We start from the raw sequence: 19,915 nt of genomic DNA on the forward strand, positions 1-19,915 counted from the left end.
AAAAAGTATACTTTAGACCTGGTATGAAAAAAATATATGGACTGGCGTTGATTGGATGCGTTGCGATGATCGGTTGCCTGAAAAATGATGATGTAAAGCAGTGTACCCCGAAGACCGTAGAGAGTGAAAAAACGGCGATGACAAAATTTGCTACAGACAGTGCCATTAGCGTTACCACTGACCCCAGCGGCATCATGTACGAAGTAATAGACCCCGGTACGGGTGCTATCCCTTCCGGAAGCAGCACGGTTACAGCAAAATACATTGGCCGGTTGTTAAATGGCCGTGGGTTCGACTCTTCCTATGTAAGAGATCCGAATGGCACTTCGTTTCCCTTGAACGGGGTCATTGCCGGATGGCAGTTAGGCATCCCCAAGATAAAGGAAGGCGGAAAGGTTAAACTCATCATTCCTTCTTCGTTGGCTTATGGCTGCACCGGCGCCCGGAATCCGTATACAGGTGAAATAACAATTCCACCCGACCAACCCCTTTATTTCTACGTAGAGTTGGTAAAGGCCCAGTAGAGATTATCAGCCTTTTACCTACAATTTGTAAATTATCTGTAAATCTAGAATTTAACGATAATCGCAATACACTTAATAAAATATCCCAGGATAATTCCTGGGATATTTTATTAAGCACATTACTATTATTATTATTATTATTATTATTATTAAATATAAAAGTTAAGGCATTCTAGCCGGCAATGTAAAATCAACAGAGGTTGGATACGCTTCGTATCTGTTAGAAATTTCCTCTCCATTTTTATATATCCTGGCTCTTAGCCGTACTGACTCAGGTGAATATTGTAATGTCCCTCTTCCTATTTTTACGGTTTTAAAATCGCCACTAAGATCTATAATATTTGGACATGAAAGAGGATTTTGGGAGCCCCAACTGGTCTCTACTCCATTTACCATTTTAATTATATCCCAACTTACCAGCACATTATCAGGTAACCAAGTCAAACTATATACAGGATCGTCCGCCACCGTAACTTGACTCACTTGGGGAATATATGGATACACATACTCAAGGGCCTCTCTATCGTAGCCGGAAAACCCATAACCAGAATAATTTCCATATTCATCTATGCTTTGGGTCCAATCTCTGCTTATGGAACTATTCCATAAAGAACTTGGGTCCGGATTAAACATATTCGTCCAGTCTGGAAATCCTGGCGCCCCACTTACATTTTGTAATAACCACAAATCATATCTATATGTTACCGAGGTGCCCGGATACGTATACTGTACTTGACCAGCTGGCGCACCGGTGCCGTTATTATAAAATATGTTGGTATGCTCAACTCCTATATTATGTCCCATTTCATGGGCAATCAGGGTGCTCATCCAGCCTTTTGTCCGGTTGCCTATACCATTCATTTCAAGATAAATTGCATACCCGGGCTTTCCGTCGAAGGGGAATATACCAAGTCCTCCCCAGCCTTTGTTATAATTGTCTAGATACACTACAATATTCGGGGCAGGGTTAACTATAATCGGAGGTTGTCTTACAAATTTAATATTAGACCTATTGACATATGTATTGTAATAGGCGATAGCAGAATCCAAGGCTTCTGAACATTTTTGAATATCAGCTGCAGATACATTATTCCAGGTCCAGGTTGATGCAGACATTCCTATAGTGATATTTCTTTGGTAGCCGGAATTGACTGGCTGATAGTAATTTTCAATACCTGGAGTCAAATAAGGTCTTAAAGCCACAACCTGCTTGGGCCCTTCGCTTGGTATATCGAAGGATACTATATCTCCATCTACTTTTGCTCCTTCTTTTTTGAAGGCCGGAAGATAGTTGTCTGGTGTTATTCCAACACCCTTTACAACACCTTGCTTCTCCTTAGCAACCAAACCAAAGTCAGAGGCTTGTTGGTCAAAATTCGATTTTTTACAGCTTGTGTACAGCATAACAGATGTTGTTACAATCGCGGTGATTGCGTGTAATCGTCTCATAATAGTTATTATTTGTTGTTTAGAAAAAAAGCATTTTACGGTTGTTTCATACGGTCACTTTAAACAGTTGTCTTTGGTATTTGTATTTATCGAAGGTACAGATTTATTAGTAACGAAAACTATCGTACAATAAAATATTTTAATATAATAAAAAGTTAATAAGATTTTTATTTTTCAGGAAATTGTAACCAGCTCCTGTTCTTTTAATTTCACAAAGGAACTTGTAAAATTGTATTGGTTCGTTTGTTTCTGGGTTTTATATAAAAAAGGGTTCTCCGATATCTGCACCAGCCGGTTCCCTCAGCCAGCTTCCTCCGGGAAAAGCGGCCCGCAAGTCGGCACAATCCGGTCATTTATGTAAATTCGCCCCGGGAGGGCAATGATCCCTTTCACTGAATCATTAACACATCATCAATGAACAGAAAATTATGCGCTGGCCTGGTGGTCGTATTCGGTCTTTTGATCGCCGGCTGTATTAAGGAAGAAACCGCTGCCACCTGCGATCTTAAACCTGCCACCAGCGATACCGCACAGATGAAACAATATATTAAAGACAGTGCCATCAATGCGGTAGTTGATTCTAGCAATTGGGTGATGTGGCAGGTAATCCGGGAAGGTACCGGTGCCCGGCCGGAGCCCAATAGCCAGGTAACGATTAAATATATGGGCCGGCTGCTGACCGGACAGGGATTTGATTCCAGCTCGGCTAAAAATCCTGACGGGATCATACTCCGGCTGAACGGAGCCATACCAGGCCTGTATCTTGGCCTATCCAGGATCCGGGAAGGCGGCGCCATCAAGCTGCTCATTCCTTCGGCACAGGCATACGGATGCGACGCCCGGTACGGCTCCCTGGCCAATCAACCCCTGTTTTTTAATATTGAACTGGTGAAGGTGAGTAACTAATTGATTGAAGCATTTTATCCCAATGGAGGGTTATTTTTTTTTCAACTGCTGAACAGATCGATGCCCGTTACACCGTTAACGTCCTTTTAGCCGCTCAGGTACATTCATATACCGGAACAGCAGAACCATCCGGCGTTTGACAAGCCCGTTTGTTTTCTTATTGAATCAACCAGTTTGTTGTATTTTCGGTCCCTAAAGATTGAACCATGCAATACGAACCGATTTCGGTTTTTGATATGTTGAAAATCGGTATAGGGCCTTCCAGCTCGCATACATTAGGCCCCTGGCGGGCGGCCGAACGCTTTTTGCTATTTTTAATGCAGCAGGGTCAGCTGGAACAGGTCTCTTCCCTGAAAGTGCTGTTATACGGCTCCCTTGCCAAAACAGGGGTGGGGCACGGTACCGATATTGCGGTGCAACTGGGACTCTGCGGCTATGATCCAGTGACCTTTGATGTGGAAAAAATTGATGCAACAATTGCGGCAATACGGCAAACCAAAAGCCTGCAACTGGCCGGCAGCAAATCCGTCTTTTTTGATCCCCAAACGGCAATTGAATTTCTTTTTACGGAAACCCTGCCGTACCACTCAAACGGGCTCACCTTTCTGGCCTCATTGGAAAACGGCGCGCACATCGCCAAAACCTATTATTCGATTGGTGGCGGCTTTGTAAAAGAAGAAGGCGAGGACGCCGTTTTAAATAATCATGTACTCCTGCCCTTTCCCATCGACAATGCCGACGATCTGTTGCGCTGGAGCATTAAAACGGGACTTTCGATCAGTGAAATTGTTGCCGAAAATGAGCAGGCCTGGCGCAGTGAGCAGGAAACCAATGAAGGACTTACAAAAATATGGGATGCCATGCGCGACTGTATCTACCGGGGCTGCCACAAAACCGGGGTGCTTCCCGGTGGTTTAAATGTAAGGCGGCGTGCTGCCGCGCTCAACAAAAAGCTCATCGGGGAAGCCTCTTACGATTCCTATGAAGAATGGATCCGCCTGATCCGCAATGGTGGCAGCAGTTTTCGTTATACGCTGGACTGGGTAAGTTGTTTTGCCCTTGCTGTAAACGAAGAAAATGCTTCTTTTGGCCGCGTGGTAACGGCGCCTACCAATGGTTCAGCGGGAGTAATTCCGGCAGTGCTTCATTATTTTATTATTTTCTGTGCCGACGCAGCGTATGACCCGAATGCCTCCGAACGGATCCGGAAATTCCTGATGACCGCCGCTGAAATCGGCAGCATCTTTAAAAAAGAATCTACTATCTCTGCAGCAATGGGCGGTTGCCAGGCCGAGATTGGTGTTTCCTCCTCAATGGCTGCAGCCGCATTAACCGAAGGGCTCGGCGGCTCACAAAAACAAGCCATGATGGCCGCCGAAATTGCCATGGAACACCACCTGGGTATGACCTGCGATCCGATTGGCGGACTGGTACAGGTACCCTGTATCGAACGGAATACCATGGGCGCCATCAAGGCCATAACAGCCTCACAGCTGGCCCTGCAAAGCACCCCTGATTTTGCCCGGGTTTCCCTGGATGATGTAATTAAAACCATGTGGGACACCGCCCAGGATATGAACTTTAAATATAAGGAAACCGCAGATGGTGGCTTGGCCATCAATGTGCCGCTGAGTTTGCCTGAGTGTTAGGCCGGCGCATTCAGCGTTCAGCATTGAGCGTTCAGCATTTTGTCTTCAACTACCCTTCATACCCTATATCCTCCGGAAGGTTCCTTCCGTCTGCAGCTGTGGTAGCCAGTTCATCGCAGCGGTTGTTATACGGGTTATCGGCATGGCCTTTTACCCACACAAAGCGGATCTGAAATTTTTTGGCAAGATGGTAGTATTGCGTCCAGAGGTCTTTATTTTTTTTCCCGCCCTTAAAATCGGTACGAACCCAGTTATTCAGCCAACCTTTTGTAACCGAATTCACCACATACTGGCTGTCTGAATAAATGGTAACCGGCAGCTCCGTTGTTTTCAATGTTTTGAGCCCTTCAATGACAGCCATCAGCTCCATGCGGTTATTGGTCGTACGTCGAAAACCGCCAGACAATTCTTTCAGGTGCTTTCCATACATCAATAACACACCATAACCACCCGGCCCGGGATTGCCGCGGGCTGCACCATCGGTATAAATCGTAATTCCCTGGGATTGCATAGCGGACAAAGATAATGGTCTTTAATAATCGGTTTATGGAACTTTTCAAAACCATACTCTCATTTCAGGAAAAACAGCCCATTTATGATTTTCATCCGCTACATGAAATCCATCGCGCAACTTACATTATGCCATTGTATCGCTGTGCTTTTTCTGCCGGGATGCGGACAAGCCGCTGCACCGCCCCTTGCCTCCATAACCACAGCACCGGAACCGGCCACAACCCCGTTGTCTGTTTCCGGTATCGCAACACCACCCGGGTACACCCGCAGCAGCATCCCGGCTACTGGTTTTGGCTACTATTTAAAACAATTAAAACTCAAAAACAGCAACACCGTTTTCCTTTTTAACGGAGCGCCAAAAGCCAACCAGCAGGCACAATATGCGGTACTGGATATCAGTGTTGGAAACAAAGATCTTCAGCAATGCGCAGATGCCGTAATGCGCCTGAGGGCCGAATACCTGTTTATGGAAAAGCGATTTGATCAGATCCGTTTTTTTGCCGGTGATGGCACCTGGATCTCCTACGCCGCCTGGCTGAAAGGAACCCGGTACAAACTTTCGGGAAACAGGCTGGTACCTACCCGCAGTACACCCGTAGCCCCTACACACGCATCCCTGTTGCAGTATCTTGACATTGTATTTTCCTATTGCGGAACCGCCACATTACCGGCATCTCTTTATAAAAAGCCAATAGCGGCCATGCAGCCGGGTGATGTATTGTTAAAACCCGGTGCACCCGGACATGCCGTGATCGTTATCGATATGGCGCAAAACACGAAAGGGGAAAAGATCTATCTTCTGGCACAAAGCTATATGCCGGCGCAGGATATCCATATTCTCAAAAATCCCTCCGGCAAACCTTCCATCCCCTGGTATCTGCTGAAGGATAGCAACGATCGTATTCAAACACCGGAATGGACCTTTTATCAGGATCAGTTATATGGCTGGAAATAAACAGGCACCCAATCATCATTTCATACCGCCGATAATGAGATAGCCTGCTCCACCGGAACGGGGATCATATGCTGCCGCGGGCTTCTGCGGCAGATTGCCCGTATTTTTCCTTACCCTTTTTTGAAGCGTTCACCCGCTGTATGGATGTTCCAAAACTGCGGTCATTTGTTCGGGTTGTAATTTTTTTCCTGCATGTGTTCCGAAACTGTTTAAGGAGGTCGCAAAATTAAATTCAGCTCCTGAAAGAACAATTCGCAAAAATGGGCTTAATTTGGGTACAACAAAACCTGTTTAACGAAATACGACAATGAGCCAACTGCTAAAAATCACCACGCTGATCTATGGATTTATCATACCTTGTATACCGGCTTTTAGCCAGGCTCCCCTGCAACAAAAACGGCTTTATATCTCCTTTGCGCCCTTGTTATCCGTAGAAAATTTCCGTTGGTCCATTGCCGGAAATGAGCAGGGCACCAATCCGGATATCTTATCCGAGTTAAACTTCACCGGGTTGAAGCGAACCGGTTTTTTTATGCAGGGATGTTATCAGATGAGTAAGCGCTTGGGCCTGGAAGCCACAGCAACAATGCAATACGGATATTCCGGCCGGGTTACCGATATTGATTATGCCGGCAATAACAGGAGCAGGGTTGTTACTTTTCTCAAATTCCGGAGCAGGAAAAACAACGGCTATGATTACCGGCTGCAAGGCCATTACCAGCTGCTGCAGGGCGGGGTTGTTTCTGTGGCTGCCCGAGCCGGTTATTTTATTTCAAAGGCCGGCTACCGGATGCAGGGCCGTTCGGCGGCTGATATAAAAGGCATCTATAATGTGCAATGGCAGGGCCCGCTTTTGGGTGTCGATGCAAAGATGACACTTCCCCAGCATTGGGAGGTGCGCGCAGCTATTAGCGGGCAATACCATACCTATTATGCGGAAGCCGATTGGCGGCTCCGTTCCGATTTCAAACACCCGCTTAGTTTTGTTCATCGTGCCAAAGGCGGGGGCATTAACGGGCAGCTGGGGTTACACTATCAGCTCAATGCACAGGTAGGCCTGCAGCTCAAGGGCTTCCTGCAGCAATGGCAAACCGGTACGGGAAGCGACCAGTTATACATGGCAGATGACCGCCAGGTTTCAACCCGTATGAATGAATCTGTAAAAACACAACTAGGGGCCGCTCTGGAGGCCGTGTTCGGCTTTTGATACCATTGGCCGGTTCTTATGACAACTGATACGAACGAAACCAGATAGCCCGCACAAGCGGCCCGCCTCCGGGGGAAATCTACCCGTCAAATCATTTATACAAAAAAACCGCCCGGAGGCGGTTTTTGAAGCTTTTTTTGTTGGATTAATTAAATATATAGCGAATACCGATCTGCAAACCCCAGGTGCTGCCCACCGAATAATCCGGTTGTTGCACCTTGGTAATAGTGGGGTTAAAGGTATATTTCGGATTGGCTTTGTTAAAGCCTTCCTTTCCGGTATTATTCGTAGAGGAAGGAAGTCCCAAAAGCGCCTGATCCTGGAAGGTTCCGAAATTGTAGAAATAGCGGTAGCCCCAGTCTTTATTCAGCAAATTCAGGAAGTTGGTCAAATCTGCGCTCAACTGAAGTGTATGTTTCTTACTGCCGGTATATACATAAAAGTCCTGCAGCACCCGCAGATCCAGTGCATGGTTCCAGGGAAGTACAGCTCCGTAACGCTCCATATACTGTCCTTTATGGTTTTTCAGGTATTTATCATTTTCTACATACTTAAAGAACGCATCGCTTTGCTCCTGTGCAGTATAGGTTTTGCCACCTACGGTATAGCCCTCTACGAACGTGATTTCACTTGCACTTTTTGGAATATAGATGATGTCATTAGAGGCATTATCCCCGTTAATATCACCGCCGTAACGATAGCTATACCTGTCCTGGCTGGATCCGGCATAGTACACACCCACGGTAGTAGCCATTTTTTTATTCAGATAATCAAAGCGGTAAGACGCAGATGCTACGATCCGGTGAGGCACCGAGTAGTTGGAATAACCCAGTTCAGGCTTGTTGGGATTCCCGGAAATATTATTGGTTGTCCAGCCGCTTCCTGCCTGATCGCTGGAGCCGATGGCTACATCCTTGGCTATGGTATACGTATAGGCCAGCATTGCCTCCCATCCGTTTGCAAATGATTTCTGGATCATGGGGGTCAATGCAAAACTATACCCTTTGTTGATATTGTCCAGCACATTCATCTGGGCGATATCTGCATTCAGCCGGGTATTATAGATCGGGCGTTTATCTGCAACACCGCCCAGAGTGCCCGCCTGGGTGCCCAGGTTCGCGTTCCTGTAATACACGTTATTGATCATTTTTGTATAGATCGCTTCCAGGCTCACGATCGTATTAGTGGCCACTGTTTTTTCAACAGCCAGGTTCGACCGCCATACCTGCGGCATTTTAAAATCTTTTACCGTTGCACTATAGCTCGAGCCGCTTGGGATCGTTGTTCCAACCGGAGGAACGGTAGAAGGTATGTATTTTGTTCTGTCTGTACTATAGCGGATATCGGCCAGCTCTGCTCCAGATGCCGTATACTGTGCGCGGATCACCCCATTATCACCCACCTGGTTTACCAGCCAGATAAAAGGAATTCTTCCGGTAAAGATACCGGTACCACCACGAACCACCAGCGACTTGTTATTCAGCACATCGTAGGTAAAACCAACGCGCGGTGAAATGAGCATCTTGGAATCCGGGAATTTGCTTACGTCAAATTTCTCGGGGTTTCCGTTTTCATCCGCAAAAGTAATCTGCTCCAATGCAGGGTTTCTGGGCGGAGTGTAGGGGTAATTAGGCTGATCCACTCTTAAACCATACGTAAGTTTAAAATTGGAAACCGGAGACCAGATATCCTGCACATACACACCCAGCTGGTTGAATTTGGCAGAAGGAACGGCAATTCCCATTGGATTGCTGGGATCGTAGGCCACCGCAAAGAAGTTGGGGGCTTTCTTATCCAGGAAGTCCTGCAAGGAAGCATACCGGTAGTAACCGCCGCCGGCACCACTGGTAAAAGAGTTCTGGAACTCCATGTGATCAAAGCTGGCACCAAATACCAGGTTATGTTTACCAAGGTTTAAAGTAAGGTTCTCCGCTGCGTTAAATGCCTTATCTACAATATAGTTCTGGTAAGAGAACAAATCGGTACCAAAGGAGATATAAACATTATTCGCGTCTTTCATGATGTCCACGAAAGGTGCATTGCTGTTCGGAACCCGTTTGGGCTGGTTATCAGTATAAGAAACCAGTAACTGATTCGATAATTTGGAGTTAAAAACGGAGTTCAGTTCCAGTACACCCGATTTTACAATGGTATTGTTCAGGAAATTGGTATTGGCATAGGCCATACCTCCGGAAACCGTACCGCGTCTGCCATTACTGATCCTTCCTGCGGGAGAAGGAACGCTGCTGGTATTCACCTGGTCGTCATCATTGGTTTCAGATTGGGTATAGCGTAATGACAGTTTGTGCATATCATTGATATTCCAGTCTAACCTTCCCAGGATTTTATAGTTATCTACACCAAAATTGTACTTTTCATAAGCACCGGTCTGATAGTTGTATTCTGTTTGCAGAAAACTGCTCAGCTTTTCCAGGTCCGATGCAAGCACTTTTGTAGCCTGCGGGTTATTGTCGTTCTCCCCGGGTCTGCTGGCCAGCCAGGTTTGTCCCGGCCGGGTGCTTTTCTCTTTTTCAGCATTTACAAAGAAGAATAATTTATTCTTGATGATCGGGCCACCGATGCTGGCGCCATATACTTTCCGGGAAAGATCAGCAGTGCTCACCGTTTGGTCTTTTACTTTTTTACCATAAAAACTTTCCGGTTTAAAATAACCATATGCAGATGCATAAAAGTTATTGGTACCTCTCCTGGTTACAGCATTGATACCACCACCCACAAATCCGGCCTGGCGCACATCAAAAGGAGCAATATTTACCTGGAGCTGATCGATGGCATCCAGCGAAATAGCGGCTGCTGCTCCACCGGGAACCATACCATCACCCGATCTTCCGAAGTTGTTATTAAATACAGAACCATCGATTGTGATATTGTTATAGCGCTGGTTCATACCGGCAAAGCTGTTGCCATTGCTTTGAGGGGTTAATTTTGAAAGGCCCGTAAGCGTTCTGCCCGGGTTTGGTACGTTAAGCACCTGTCTTCTGCTGATATTTGTAGAGGCTCCGGTTTTTTGAATGGAAGATTTAACACCGGTAACAACCACGGTTTCCAGCTGCGCAGCATTATTCGTCAACTCCACCGATATGTCATATTTGTCCCCCAGGGGAACGGTGATCTCTGATTTGGAATAATCCGCATAGCCCACATAGGTCACGCTTACGGTATAGGGTCCGCCGGGCGCAATATTCGGAAGGGTAAATAATCCCCCGGTTTGCGATGTGGTAGTATAACGCGATCCTGTTGGCTCATGAACAGCAGTTACTGTTGCCCCCTGAAGTCCGTTCAGCGACGCATCAACAACTTTACCCGTGATACTACTGGTAGTTACCTGAGCATGCAGAAAAGCCGTGGAGAGAAGCGCCACAGCTATAAATAGATAAATCTTCTTTAGCATAAATTTGGGATTAAAGTGATTTCAGGGGGCAAAGAAACAGAATAAAATTTAACATTTCCGGCTCAAATATTAACAAATTGTAACCAAGGCCCTAACATATATCAATTTTTGACCGGGATCAATTTCGCTATTGACAAGGCATATTTCAAATATCCGGGCTTGTTGATTGAAAATCAGGCAGCAAGCTTTCATTTTAGTGATTATGGAGATTTGCTGAGGTATAGCGTTCATCCGCCTCCGTAAACCTGCACTGAGAATCATTTCTGCAAAATCTTGAACCTGGTCAATATTGAGTTGCAATGATCACTTTGTAATATTTTTAAATATCATAGATTTTTCATTACAATTACCTGTAATATTTATTTTGTAATATTTTTTTTTATCACAACTTTCTTATTACAACAGAACGTCCGGTGGAAACCTGCATTTTCCGGAACGGGAGCGCGTTTCACAAATACCACCGGCGTGGGCGCCTGTAATAAAGGATTCGCGGAAACCATAAACCAAACCCCGCTTACAATCGTTATCTTTGTATAAATTTCAGCAATACATATGTTTGATACAATAGAAAGTGCCATTGAAGCGATAAAAAATGGCAAACTCGTGATCGTTGTAGACGACGAAGACCGTGAAAATGAAGGCGATTTTATTACCGCTGCGGCAACCATCACTCCCGAAATTGTCAACTTCATGGCCAAAAACGGCCGCGGGCTGATCTGCACGCCGCTTCCTGAAGAACGGTGCGACGAGCTGAATCTTCCCCCGATGGTTACCAACAACACGGCGCTGCATGAAACGGCCTTTACAATATCGGTAGATCTGCTGGGCAATGGCTGCGGTACGGGTATTTCCGCATCGGACCGGGCTAAAACCATCGAGGCCCTGAATAATCCCTTTACCAATCCATCAGACCTGGGCCGCCCGGGGCATATCTTTCCCCTGCGTTCAAAAAAAGGCGGGGTACTGCGTCGCGTAGGGCATACCGAAGCGGCAACCGACCTGGCACGGCTGGCCGGGTTTCCTTACCCGTATGGCGCCGTACTGGTTGAGATCATGAATGATGATGGTACCATGGCCCGGCTCCCCGATCTTGTTGAGGTGGCCAAAAAGTTTGATCTGAAACTGATCAGTATTAAGGACCTTATCGAATACCGCCTGAAGCGCGATTCACTTATAGAGGAAATCGTGCGGGTGAATATGCCCACGCAGTACGGCAACTTTACCCTGGTAGCCTTCAGGGATAAAAACAGCAACAATGAGCATCTGGCACTCATAAAAGGCGAATGGGAAAAGGGCGAACCGATACTTACCCGGGTGCATTCTTCCTGTTTTACCGGCGATATCCTGGGTTCCCTGCGTTGCGATTGCGGCGATCAGCTGCACAAAGCCATGCAAATGGTAGAACAGGAAGGCAAGGGTATTATTTTATATATGAACCAGGAAGGCCGCGGTATCGGCCTTATGAACAAGCTAAAAGCCTATAAACTGCAGGAAAACGGTATGGATACGGTGGAAGCTAATCTGCACCTGGGTTTTAAAATGGACGAACGGGATTATGGTGTGGGCGCCCAGATCCTGCGCCACCTGAATGTAACCAAGCTGCGCCTGATGAGCAACAATCCGCGGAAGCGCGTAGGCCTCATCGGTTACGGACTGGAGATCATTGAAAGCGTTCCGATCGTGATCACTCCCAACGAGCACAATGAAAAATACCTGCGTACAAAAAAAGAAAAACTGGGACACGAGTTTTAAATCATTCGTCAGCATATTATTTCCATTATGGAATCTGAGGTCGTTTGCATCCCATAGCAAACGACCTTTCTTTTATGGGTAAATGCCTTTTCGTTTTCATCCTCCTGCTTGCCTGCGGCATTTATGCTTATAAAATTGCCGCCCCCGTATCCGGCCGCCAAATCCGGCCCGGACTGCCTACAACAACCATCACGGCAGCACCGGATAACCGCTACAAACCCGGAGCGGCCCGGTTATTAGCCATCAAAGAACGGATCCGGAAGCAGGGATTCAACCCGTCCCTGGTGTTTCTTATCGATATGCAACAGCCTTCCTTCCGCAAACGCTTTTTTGTATATGATCTCCGCCGGGATACGGTGATAGCCTCAGGACTGGTAACACACGGGCGCTGTAATGAACAATGGCTGGAGGGGCGACGCTACAGCAATGAGGTAGGCAGCCGCTGCACTTCACTCGGTGATTATAAAATAGGGAAATCGTACCAGGGAAAATTTGGGCTGGCCTACAAACTATATGGGCTGGACAGCAGCAACAGCAAGGCCTTTGAACGGTTCGTGGTGCTGCACGCCCATGCCTGCGTACCCGAAAAAGAGGTCGATTATGAAATCTGTCAAAGCGACGGCTGCCCTACCGTAAGCGCCGGTTTCTTAAAAACACTGCAACCGGTCATCGATGCCGCTTCACGCCCCATATTGCTATCTATATTCGACTGATCCGATTTCCGGATCCTTGTTTCCGGATACCCGGTTTAGAAACATGAAGCCCCGAACCTCAAACATCAAACTTTATCTATCTTTGCGGCCTATGAGTAAAAAAGGAGAAATCGTTTTAAGTGGAGTACGGCCAACCGGGCAACTCCATTTGGGGAATTATTTTGGCGCATTGCGGAATTACGTAAAAATGCAGGACGAGTACAATTGTTATTTTTTTATAGCCGATCTGCATTCATTAACCACCCATCCCGATACCAGGGAATTAAGAGAGCATATACTTTCTGTTACCTCGTACTACCTGGCCAGCGGTCTGGACCCGGACAAATGCGTATTGTATTGCCAGAGCGACCTGCCGCAAACAACGGAACTGTATCTTTATTTAAATATGCTGGCCTATAAAGGAGAACTGGAAAAAACTACCACGTTTAAGGACAAGGTAAAACTGCAACCGGAAAATGTAAACGCAGGACTGCTCACCTATCCCGTGCTGATGGCTTCAGATATTCTCATTCATCGTGCCATGTATGTTCCTGTAGGCAAGGACCAGGAGCAACACCTGGAAATGACCCGTACGTTCGGCAATCGTTTTAACCATCGCTATGGCGAGGTATTTCCCGAGCCAAAGGCGTTCAACTATGGCGCGCAATTGCTGAAAGTACCCAGCCTGGATGGAGCGGGAAAAATGAGCAAGAGCGAAAACCAGTATGCTACGATCTATTTGTCGGACGACGACGACCTCATCCGCAAGAAAGTAATGAAAGCCAAAACAGATGCCGGTCCTACCGGGCCGAACTCTGAAAAACCGGACTATATCGTGAATATCTTTGACCTTATGAAACTGGTATGCGCTCCGGAGGTCATTGAAAAATATGATGCCGACTTTAATGCCTGCACCATCCGCTACGGCGACCTGAAAAAACAACTGGCCGAAGACATGGTACGCTTTATCAGCCCCATCCGGGAAAAAGCAAAAGCGATCCGGGAAGATGAACGGGCATTGAGCATTATTTTAAAAGTAGGCGCTCAAAAAGCAGCGGAGAATGCGGAAAAAACCATGGATATGGTACGCAAAGCAATGGGCTTAAAATACTTCTAAGAAAAATAAAACCATTTAAAAAAGAATGGTTACTTTTCACTACAAAACCATTCCTGTATCACATCCGTAATATGGCTAAATCAAAATCCAAACCCAAACACATTGCCATAGCCGGCAATATTGGCGCCGGTAAGACCACCTTAACAGAAATGTTGAGCAAACACTATAAGTGGATCCCCAATTTTGAGGATGTGGATCACAATCCCTACCTGATGGATTTCTATGATGATATGCCCCGTTGGAGCTTTAACCTGCAGATCTATTTCCTGAACAGCCGGTTAAAACAACTGATCGATATCCAGAATGGCACGGAAACCGTTATACAGGACCGTACCATTTATGAAGACGCTAATATTTTTGCGCCCAACCTGCACGAGATGGGGTTGATGAGTAAGCGGGATTTTGACAATTACTATCAGTTTTTTCAAACCCTTAAATCGATGGTACGCCCACCGGACCTGATGATTTACCTCAACGCTTCCGTACCTACACTGGTAGGGCAGATTCAGAAGCGCGGCCGCGAATACGAAGAGAATATCCGGCTTGATTATTTAAAGCGGTTGAATGAGTATTATAATAAGTGGATCGGTTCATATAAGGAAGGCAAATTGCTGATCATTGATGTAGATAAAAACAATTTTGCCGACAATGTGGAGGATTTCGGCAAGATCATTTCCAAGATCGATTCCCAGTTATACGGGTTATTTTAACAGCGGGGCGGCTGCCCTTTAACACCGCCGATATACTTTTTAAAATCATCAAATAAGGAAGCCGTATCAAAAGTTGATTCAGGAGTCTTGTGGTCCCGATGATCGGAACGGCCAGACAAATGAAGACTTTTGATACAGCTTCTTTTGGTTTATAATGCCCTGCATGCCGTCTGGCACGCAGGGCATTTATGTTGTCAGAAAAACATTACCACCCGGGTGTTTGCTTATATACACCACCACTCAGATTGATCTCGTCCGGCGCAATGGGCCAGGCCATTTTTGCCTGGGTATAATTGCGGGCCGGCCAAACCTGCTGAATCGTGTAGGGTGAAGCGGGGTTGGATTTATCTGCATGATTCCGTCCGTGTAACGGAGCATTGATCTTGGCTACATCGTTCCAGCGTTTCAGGTCCATCAACCGGTCTGTCCACTCACAGCCCAGTTCGCAACGGCGTTCGTGTTTTAAGTCATTGAGTGTAGGGTTCGCGATCGGCAGCAGGCCCACCCTCGCCCGTACTTCGTTCAGCGGTGCGGCGGCTTCCCCGTTCTTTCCCTGCTGAATGAGCGCCTCAGCCTTAAACAACAGGATCTCGGCATAACGCATCAACGGCAGGTTTAATGAAGTGGTGGGATAATCACCGTTCTGGTTGATCTTATCATTGGTCTTTGGATCGCTGTTAGAGCCATAGCTATAGGGCTCCATATATTTATTGATCTGGAAACCGGAGAGGCTATTGGTTGAAGAATAGCTCCGCTGCACCCCAAAAAACGTAAACTTATCGCCAAATTTCAAAATGGTTGCTTCCCTGCGGGGATCATTCAGCTCATATTCGTCGTATAATTCCTCGGTTGGCTGAAAGTAGCCCCAGCCATTGTATACACCCCAGCCTTTATTTTCCAGCACAACACCCATAAATTCAGACCCGCCCAGAGGTCCGGATGTTACAGACCATATATACTCACTGCTCCAGTTATTGGCAATGGTAAATACCGCTTTATAATTGTCTTTAGGCGTAGCCTTCCCGGTAATCAATGCCCGGCCGCATTCATTCTTGATGCGGTCACAAAGGGCGGGGATCAACGTCCATTTGCTGGGATCGAATTGTGCCCAGTAGGCATAGGTTTTTACCAGGTAGCCCAGCGCCGCCGCTTTATGAGCCCGTCCTTTATTGGCATCATCATAGGTACTGAACAACGGCAGGAGGTCGGCGGCCTTTTGCAGGTCGGCCGCAATGGCCGCATAATTATCCGTAACCGATTTTAGCTGCGGTAACATCCGCTTGCCAAATTCCGGATTCTCTACAGCATCATAGGGCACGCCCTGGTCCTTATGCCCCCAGAGATAGGCCAGCCAGAAGTGGGCAAAAGCGCGCATAAAATACGCTTCCCCAAGCACCCGGCTCTTTAATGCATCGGAAACATTGGTGGCGTTTGCAGCACCGCTGATCGCAAGATTGGCCTTATTCAGCATCCAGTAAAGATCGTTCCAGCCATCCTTCATATAGCCCTCGTTACCAGAGCAGATAAAGTTCTTAATGTTCTCCCCATCGGCCTTGGAGCGCCCTACGATCAGATCATCGCTGGCATTCTGCATCCAGAACAGGTTCCGGCCCCAGGTACCTTCATTGCGCATGGGTACATATAATGCTCCAATAGCCGAATTCACGTTATTTTCACCATCCCATTGATACGCGGTGGAAGCCCTGCCCTGTGGTTTGGAGTCTACCCAATTTTTGCTGCAGGAAGCCAGTGTTAATATGCCTACGAGCAATATGGAAGTCAATTTATAGTTCATATACTGATTTTTAATTTGCTGTTTAACCATTTTTAAAACGTCAGGCGTACACCCGCTGCATAGATTCTTGATACGGGGAACTGACCGCCGTCAAAACCATAACCACCCACTTCGGGGTCCATTCCGGAATATTTGGTAATGGTCAGCAGGTTATCCCCGCTGATATACACCCGCAGTTTCATATTCCGGTATAGCTTGTTGAAGTTATAGCCCAGTACCACGCTTTTCAATCGCAGGTAATCGCCGTTTTCCAGGTACCAGTCGGAGGGGGTCTGGAAGTTTTTATTCGGGTCATTAGCGGAAATGCGGGGGATATTCGATCCCGTGTTGGCGGGCGACCAGGCGTCCAGAATCTTGTCCCAGCGGTTGTATCCCTGCTCGGATGCATTAAGTGTAGACTCTTTAAATATATGGAACAGCTTTACGCCGCCAACACCCTGCCAGAACATACTGAAATCAAAATTTTTCCAGCTGGCATTTGCGGTAAAGCCATAGGTCACTTTTGGAAAGGCATTGCCCATAAATACGCGGTCGTTCAGATCATCTAATTTACCATCACCGTTCTGATCAATAAACTTCAGATCACCGGCCTTGGCATTCGGCTGTATCCGTTTGCCATCCGGACCTACATAAGCAGCCGCTTCTGCATCGGTTTGAAAAATGCCGCCGGTTTTGTACAGCCAGAATGAATTAAACGGCTGTCCTACCACCGAGCGATAGGGATTCATCGTACCCCGCCAGGTAATGCCGTCGTTGGTCCAGGCCGACTTGGGATTTTCATCAATATAAGCCACCCGGTTCTTCAGGGTTGCAAAGTTTCCGTTCAGGTCATAGTTCAGCTCATTGATCCGGCCCCGCCAGGTAGCGCTGAATTCAAAGCCGGTATTTTTGATCTTCCCCTGGTTGATGATGGGCGCGCCAAATCCCATGGCAACCGGCCAGTTGGTGGTTTGTTTAGCGATCAAATCAATGGTCATTTTATCAAAATAATCGGCAGTGATGGTCAGCCGGTCATTTAAAAGGCCGATGTCGATACCAATATCTTTTTGTTCCGAGCTTTCCCAGTTCAGTTTTGGATTGTTCAATTCATTCAGGTAATACACAAAGGTTTGCTGGCCTCCGTTACCCACCTGGAAAATATTATCTCTTGTAAGACTGGGATATCCGTAATAATAGCCGTCAGCGGAATTCCTGTAGTAACTCAGGATCGAATTAATATTTCCGATACGCCCCCAGCTGGCACGGATCTTCAGCAGATCTACGGCATCGGCCTTAAAGAAAGGTTCGGAGCTGATTTTCCAGGCGGCTGTTAGCCCCGGGAAATATTTGGAGCGGTTGTTTACCGGCAGCCGCTGGGCTATATCATTCCGCAGGCTGGCGGTCATGAAATAGCGGTCGGCCCAGCTATAGGAAAAACGTCCTACGTACGACAGGTTACGGTCTCTCCAATCCCAGTCGCTGGGCAGGATGTCAGTAAAATTACCGGCAAAGGCAAAGAACTGTGCCCAGGTGGCTTCATTGTCAAATGTTTTTGCGGAAGCACTGAATCCTTTTGCGCTATTCTGCTGCGCCGTGGTGGAAAGCATCAGTCCCAGGCTATGTTGGTTAAACACCCGCGCATAATTCAGCGTATTCTCCCAGATCCAGTTATTCGACTTATCCGTCCGGTAATCCAGCTGGTTGGCATTATTGGGTTTGCCGGGCTCCGTACGGCGGGGTATAAAACTTTTATACAGCGATTGCCCCTGGCGGTAGGAGAAACGGGTAATGAATGAAAGTCCGCGCGTGAACAGGTTGTTAATCGTCAGTTCCGAAACCGACTGAATATCTATATTCTTATTATCGGGTTTATTCCGCAACAGGGTGGCCACCGGGTTTACTACATCCCCATGAATACCCAGGTAGGCCGATTCCCGCGGACCTACGCCGCCAAAACTGCCGTCCGGGTAATACACCGTGGCCGAGCGCGGCATATAAATCGCCGACAGGATGGTACCATCGTAACCACTTTCGGTTAACGTACCGCGGCTATCGCTATTGTTATAAAACAGTTCCTGTCTGAATTTTACATTGGGTGCAATTTGATAGCCTGCGTTGAATCGCAGTGACATATTTTTTGCATAAGTATTGAGGAGGGTTCCCTGGTTTTCTTCGTAACGCCCCTGGAACAACGTGCTGAATTTTTCAGTACCGGCATTCAGGGTTACCGTATGGCGCTGAATCAACCCGGTACGGAAAATGGAACCAACCCAGTCTGTACGGGTTTCCTGCGCGTACGGATTTTTAGTCGCATTCCATCCATCCAACGGCTGGGAGCCGGCATTGGCTGCAGCCAAATTGGCCACCTCTGCTTCCTTCTCCGCGGTTAACGACTGCGGTAAGCGCCAGGCTTTTTTTGCACCCGCAAAGCCGGCGTATTCTACCGTAGGTTCTCCTTTTTTAGCCTGCCGGGTAGTTACCAGAATGACGCCGGCTGCACCGGAGAAAGCACCATAAATAGCCGCAGATGCAGCATCCTTTAATACAGTAATGGATTCTACATCCGCCGGGTTATAGGGCGCATTGGGCACCCCGTCTACCACATATAGCGGGCTTTCCCCGCTCCGGTTACCAATACCCCGGATCACCACTTTTGCACCCCGGTCCGGATGCCCTCCGTCGTTGGTTACGGTGATACCCGGTACCTTTCCCTGCATCATATTTTCTACGTTCAGCACCGGTCTGCTTTTGGCCTGCTCCAGGTCCGGAACCGTTGCCACGGCCGCCGAAAGATCCTTCTTGCGCATAGAGCCATAACCGATAACCACCACCTTATCCAAGGCACTTCCGCTGGGCTGCAGCTCCACACTGATGGAAATGCGGCTGCTTTCATTCACCTCATAACCCTCCAGGGTATCCGACTGATACCCTACATAACTCACAATAAAACGGTACCCGGTTCCCAGCGGGATATTGCTGAACTGAAAGATCCCGTTCTGATTGGTGGCCGTGCTTAGTGCCTTTGAGGCATTGCCTCCCTCGTTTGTTTTCTGAAGAAGTACGGAGGCACCGGCCATCGGCTCTCCCTTCTCATTTTTTACCACTCCCGTTGCGGAGTTGGTTCCGCCGCCCTGCCCAAATGCAATACAAGGGGCACAGACAAGCCATAGCAGTACGATGCGTAATTGCTTCATAACAGATTTTGATTTAGTTTTTCTTAAAAATCCGGATTCCTCCCGGGTGTGAACATGCTTA

The 19,915-nt window shown here is 47.2% G+C and carries 14 protein-coding genes; 9 read left to right on the forward strand and 5 right to left on the reverse strand.

Features of this window, described 5'->3' with window-relative positions; all coding sequences use genetic code 11:
* Window positions 1-23 precede the first annotated feature (23 nt).
* Entirely contained in the window at window positions 24-524 is a 501-nt protein-coding gene (locus LQ567_RS25640) for an FKBP-type peptidyl-prolyl cis-trans isomerase (RefSeq protein ID WP_231008782.1), read from the forward strand.
* Window positions 525-686: 162 nt separating this feature from the next.
* Here the strand turns inward: LQ567_RS25640 and LQ567_RS25645 are convergent, their stop codons facing one another.
* On the reverse strand, window positions 687-1,973 hold the full coding sequence (locus LQ567_RS25645; protein ID WP_231008783.1) for a M57 family metalloprotease: 1,287 nt from the start codon (window positions 1,971-1,973) through the stop codon (window positions 687-689).
* A gap of 414 nt (window positions 1,974-2,387) precedes the next feature.
* Between LQ567_RS25645 and LQ567_RS25650 the strand changes: the two genes are divergently transcribed.
* Both LQ567_RS25650 and LQ567_RS25655 read left to right on the forward strand, forming a co-directional pair.
* Window positions 2,388-2,879, forward strand: a complete 492-nt coding sequence (locus tag LQ567_RS25650) for an FKBP-type peptidyl-prolyl cis-trans isomerase (protein WP_231008784.1) — start codon at window positions 2,388-2,390, stop codon at window positions 2,877-2,879.
* Window positions 2,880-3,085: 206 nt separating this feature from the next.
* Window positions 3,086-4,528: an L-serine ammonia-lyase gene (locus LQ567_RS25655; protein WP_231008785.1), complete on the forward strand. Its 1,443-nt coding sequence runs from the start codon at window positions 3,086-3,088 to the stop codon at window positions 4,526-4,528.
* A 49-nt stretch (window positions 4,529-4,577) separates the two neighbouring features.
* Here LQ567_RS25655 and rnhA read toward each other — a convergent pair whose 3' ends face one another.
* Window positions 4,578-5,039 (reverse strand): ribonuclease HI, encoded by a 462-nt coding sequence (rnhA, locus tag LQ567_RS25660; RefSeq protein ID WP_231008786.1) that lies wholly within the window; start codon window positions 5,037-5,039, stop codon window positions 4,578-4,580.
* A gap of 84 nt (window positions 5,040-5,123) precedes the next feature.
* Between rnhA and LQ567_RS25665 the strand changes: the two genes are divergently transcribed.
* Entirely contained in the window at window positions 5,124-5,996 is an 873-nt protein-coding gene (locus LQ567_RS25665; RefSeq protein ID WP_231008787.1) for a DUF4846 domain-containing protein, read from the forward strand.
* Window positions 5,997-6,303: 307 nt separating this feature from the next.
* Window positions 6,304-7,203 carry a hypothetical protein gene (locus LQ567_RS25670; RefSeq protein WP_231008788.1) on the forward strand — a complete coding sequence of 300 codons (900 nt, stop codon included), beginning with the start codon at window positions 6,304-6,306 and terminating at the stop codon, window positions 7,201-7,203.
* Between the two features lie 145 nt (window positions 7,204-7,348).
* Here the strand turns inward: LQ567_RS25670 and LQ567_RS25675 are convergent, their stop codons facing one another.
* Window positions 7,349-10,615, reverse strand: coding sequence for a TonB-dependent receptor (locus LQ567_RS25675; RefSeq protein ID WP_231008789.1), 3,267 nt, complete (start codon window positions 10,613-10,615; stop codon window positions 7,349-7,351).
* Between the two features lie 552 nt (window positions 10,616-11,167).
* Between LQ567_RS25675 and LQ567_RS25680 the strand changes: the two genes are divergently transcribed.
* From LQ567_RS25680 to LQ567_RS25695, 4 genes are all read left to right on the forward strand, one after another.
* A complete protein-coding gene (locus LQ567_RS25680) occupies window positions 11,168-12,367 on the forward strand; it encodes a bifunctional 3,4-dihydroxy-2-butanone-4-phosphate synthase/GTP cyclohydrolase II (RefSeq protein ID WP_231008790.1) in 1,200 nt (399 codons plus the stop codon).
* A gap of 74 nt (window positions 12,368-12,441) precedes the next feature.
* Window positions 12,442-13,080, forward strand: coding sequence for a murein L,D-transpeptidase catalytic domain-containing protein (locus LQ567_RS25685; protein WP_231008791.1), 639 nt, complete (start codon window positions 12,442-12,444; stop codon window positions 13,078-13,080).
* Between the two features lie 91 nt (window positions 13,081-13,171).
* On the forward strand, window positions 13,172-14,176 hold the full coding sequence (gene trpS / locus LQ567_RS25690; protein WP_231008792.1) for a tryptophan--tRNA ligase: 1,005 nt from the start codon (window positions 13,172-13,174) through the stop codon (window positions 14,174-14,176).
* Between the two features lie 71 nt (window positions 14,177-14,247).
* Entirely contained in the window at window positions 14,248-14,886 is a 639-nt protein-coding gene (locus LQ567_RS25695) for a deoxynucleoside kinase (RefSeq protein ID WP_231008793.1), read from the forward strand.
* Between the two features lie 205 nt (window positions 14,887-15,091).
* On the opposite strand, the gene LQ567_RS25700 is transcribed toward LQ567_RS25695, so the two are convergent.
* Together LQ567_RS25700 and LQ567_RS25705 are read right to left on the reverse strand one after the other, a co-directional pair.
* A complete protein-coding gene (locus LQ567_RS25700) occupies window positions 15,092-16,681 on the reverse strand; it encodes a RagB/SusD family nutrient uptake outer membrane protein (RefSeq protein ID WP_231008794.1) in 1,590 nt (529 codons plus the stop codon).
* Between the two features lie 32 nt (window positions 16,682-16,713).
* The gene (locus tag LQ567_RS25705) at window positions 16,714-19,854 is read right to left on the reverse strand and encodes a SusC/RagA family TonB-linked outer membrane protein (RefSeq protein ID WP_231008795.1); all 3,141 of its coding nucleotides are present in this window, start codon (window positions 19,852-19,854) and stop codon (window positions 16,714-16,716) included.
* Window positions 19,855-19,915: the final 61 nt, after the last annotated feature.

It is taken from the genome of Niabella pedocola (assembly GCF_021044425.1).
GTDB classification, from domain to species: Bacteria; Bacteroidota; Bacteroidia; order Chitinophagales; family Chitinophagaceae; genus Niabella; species Niabella pedocola.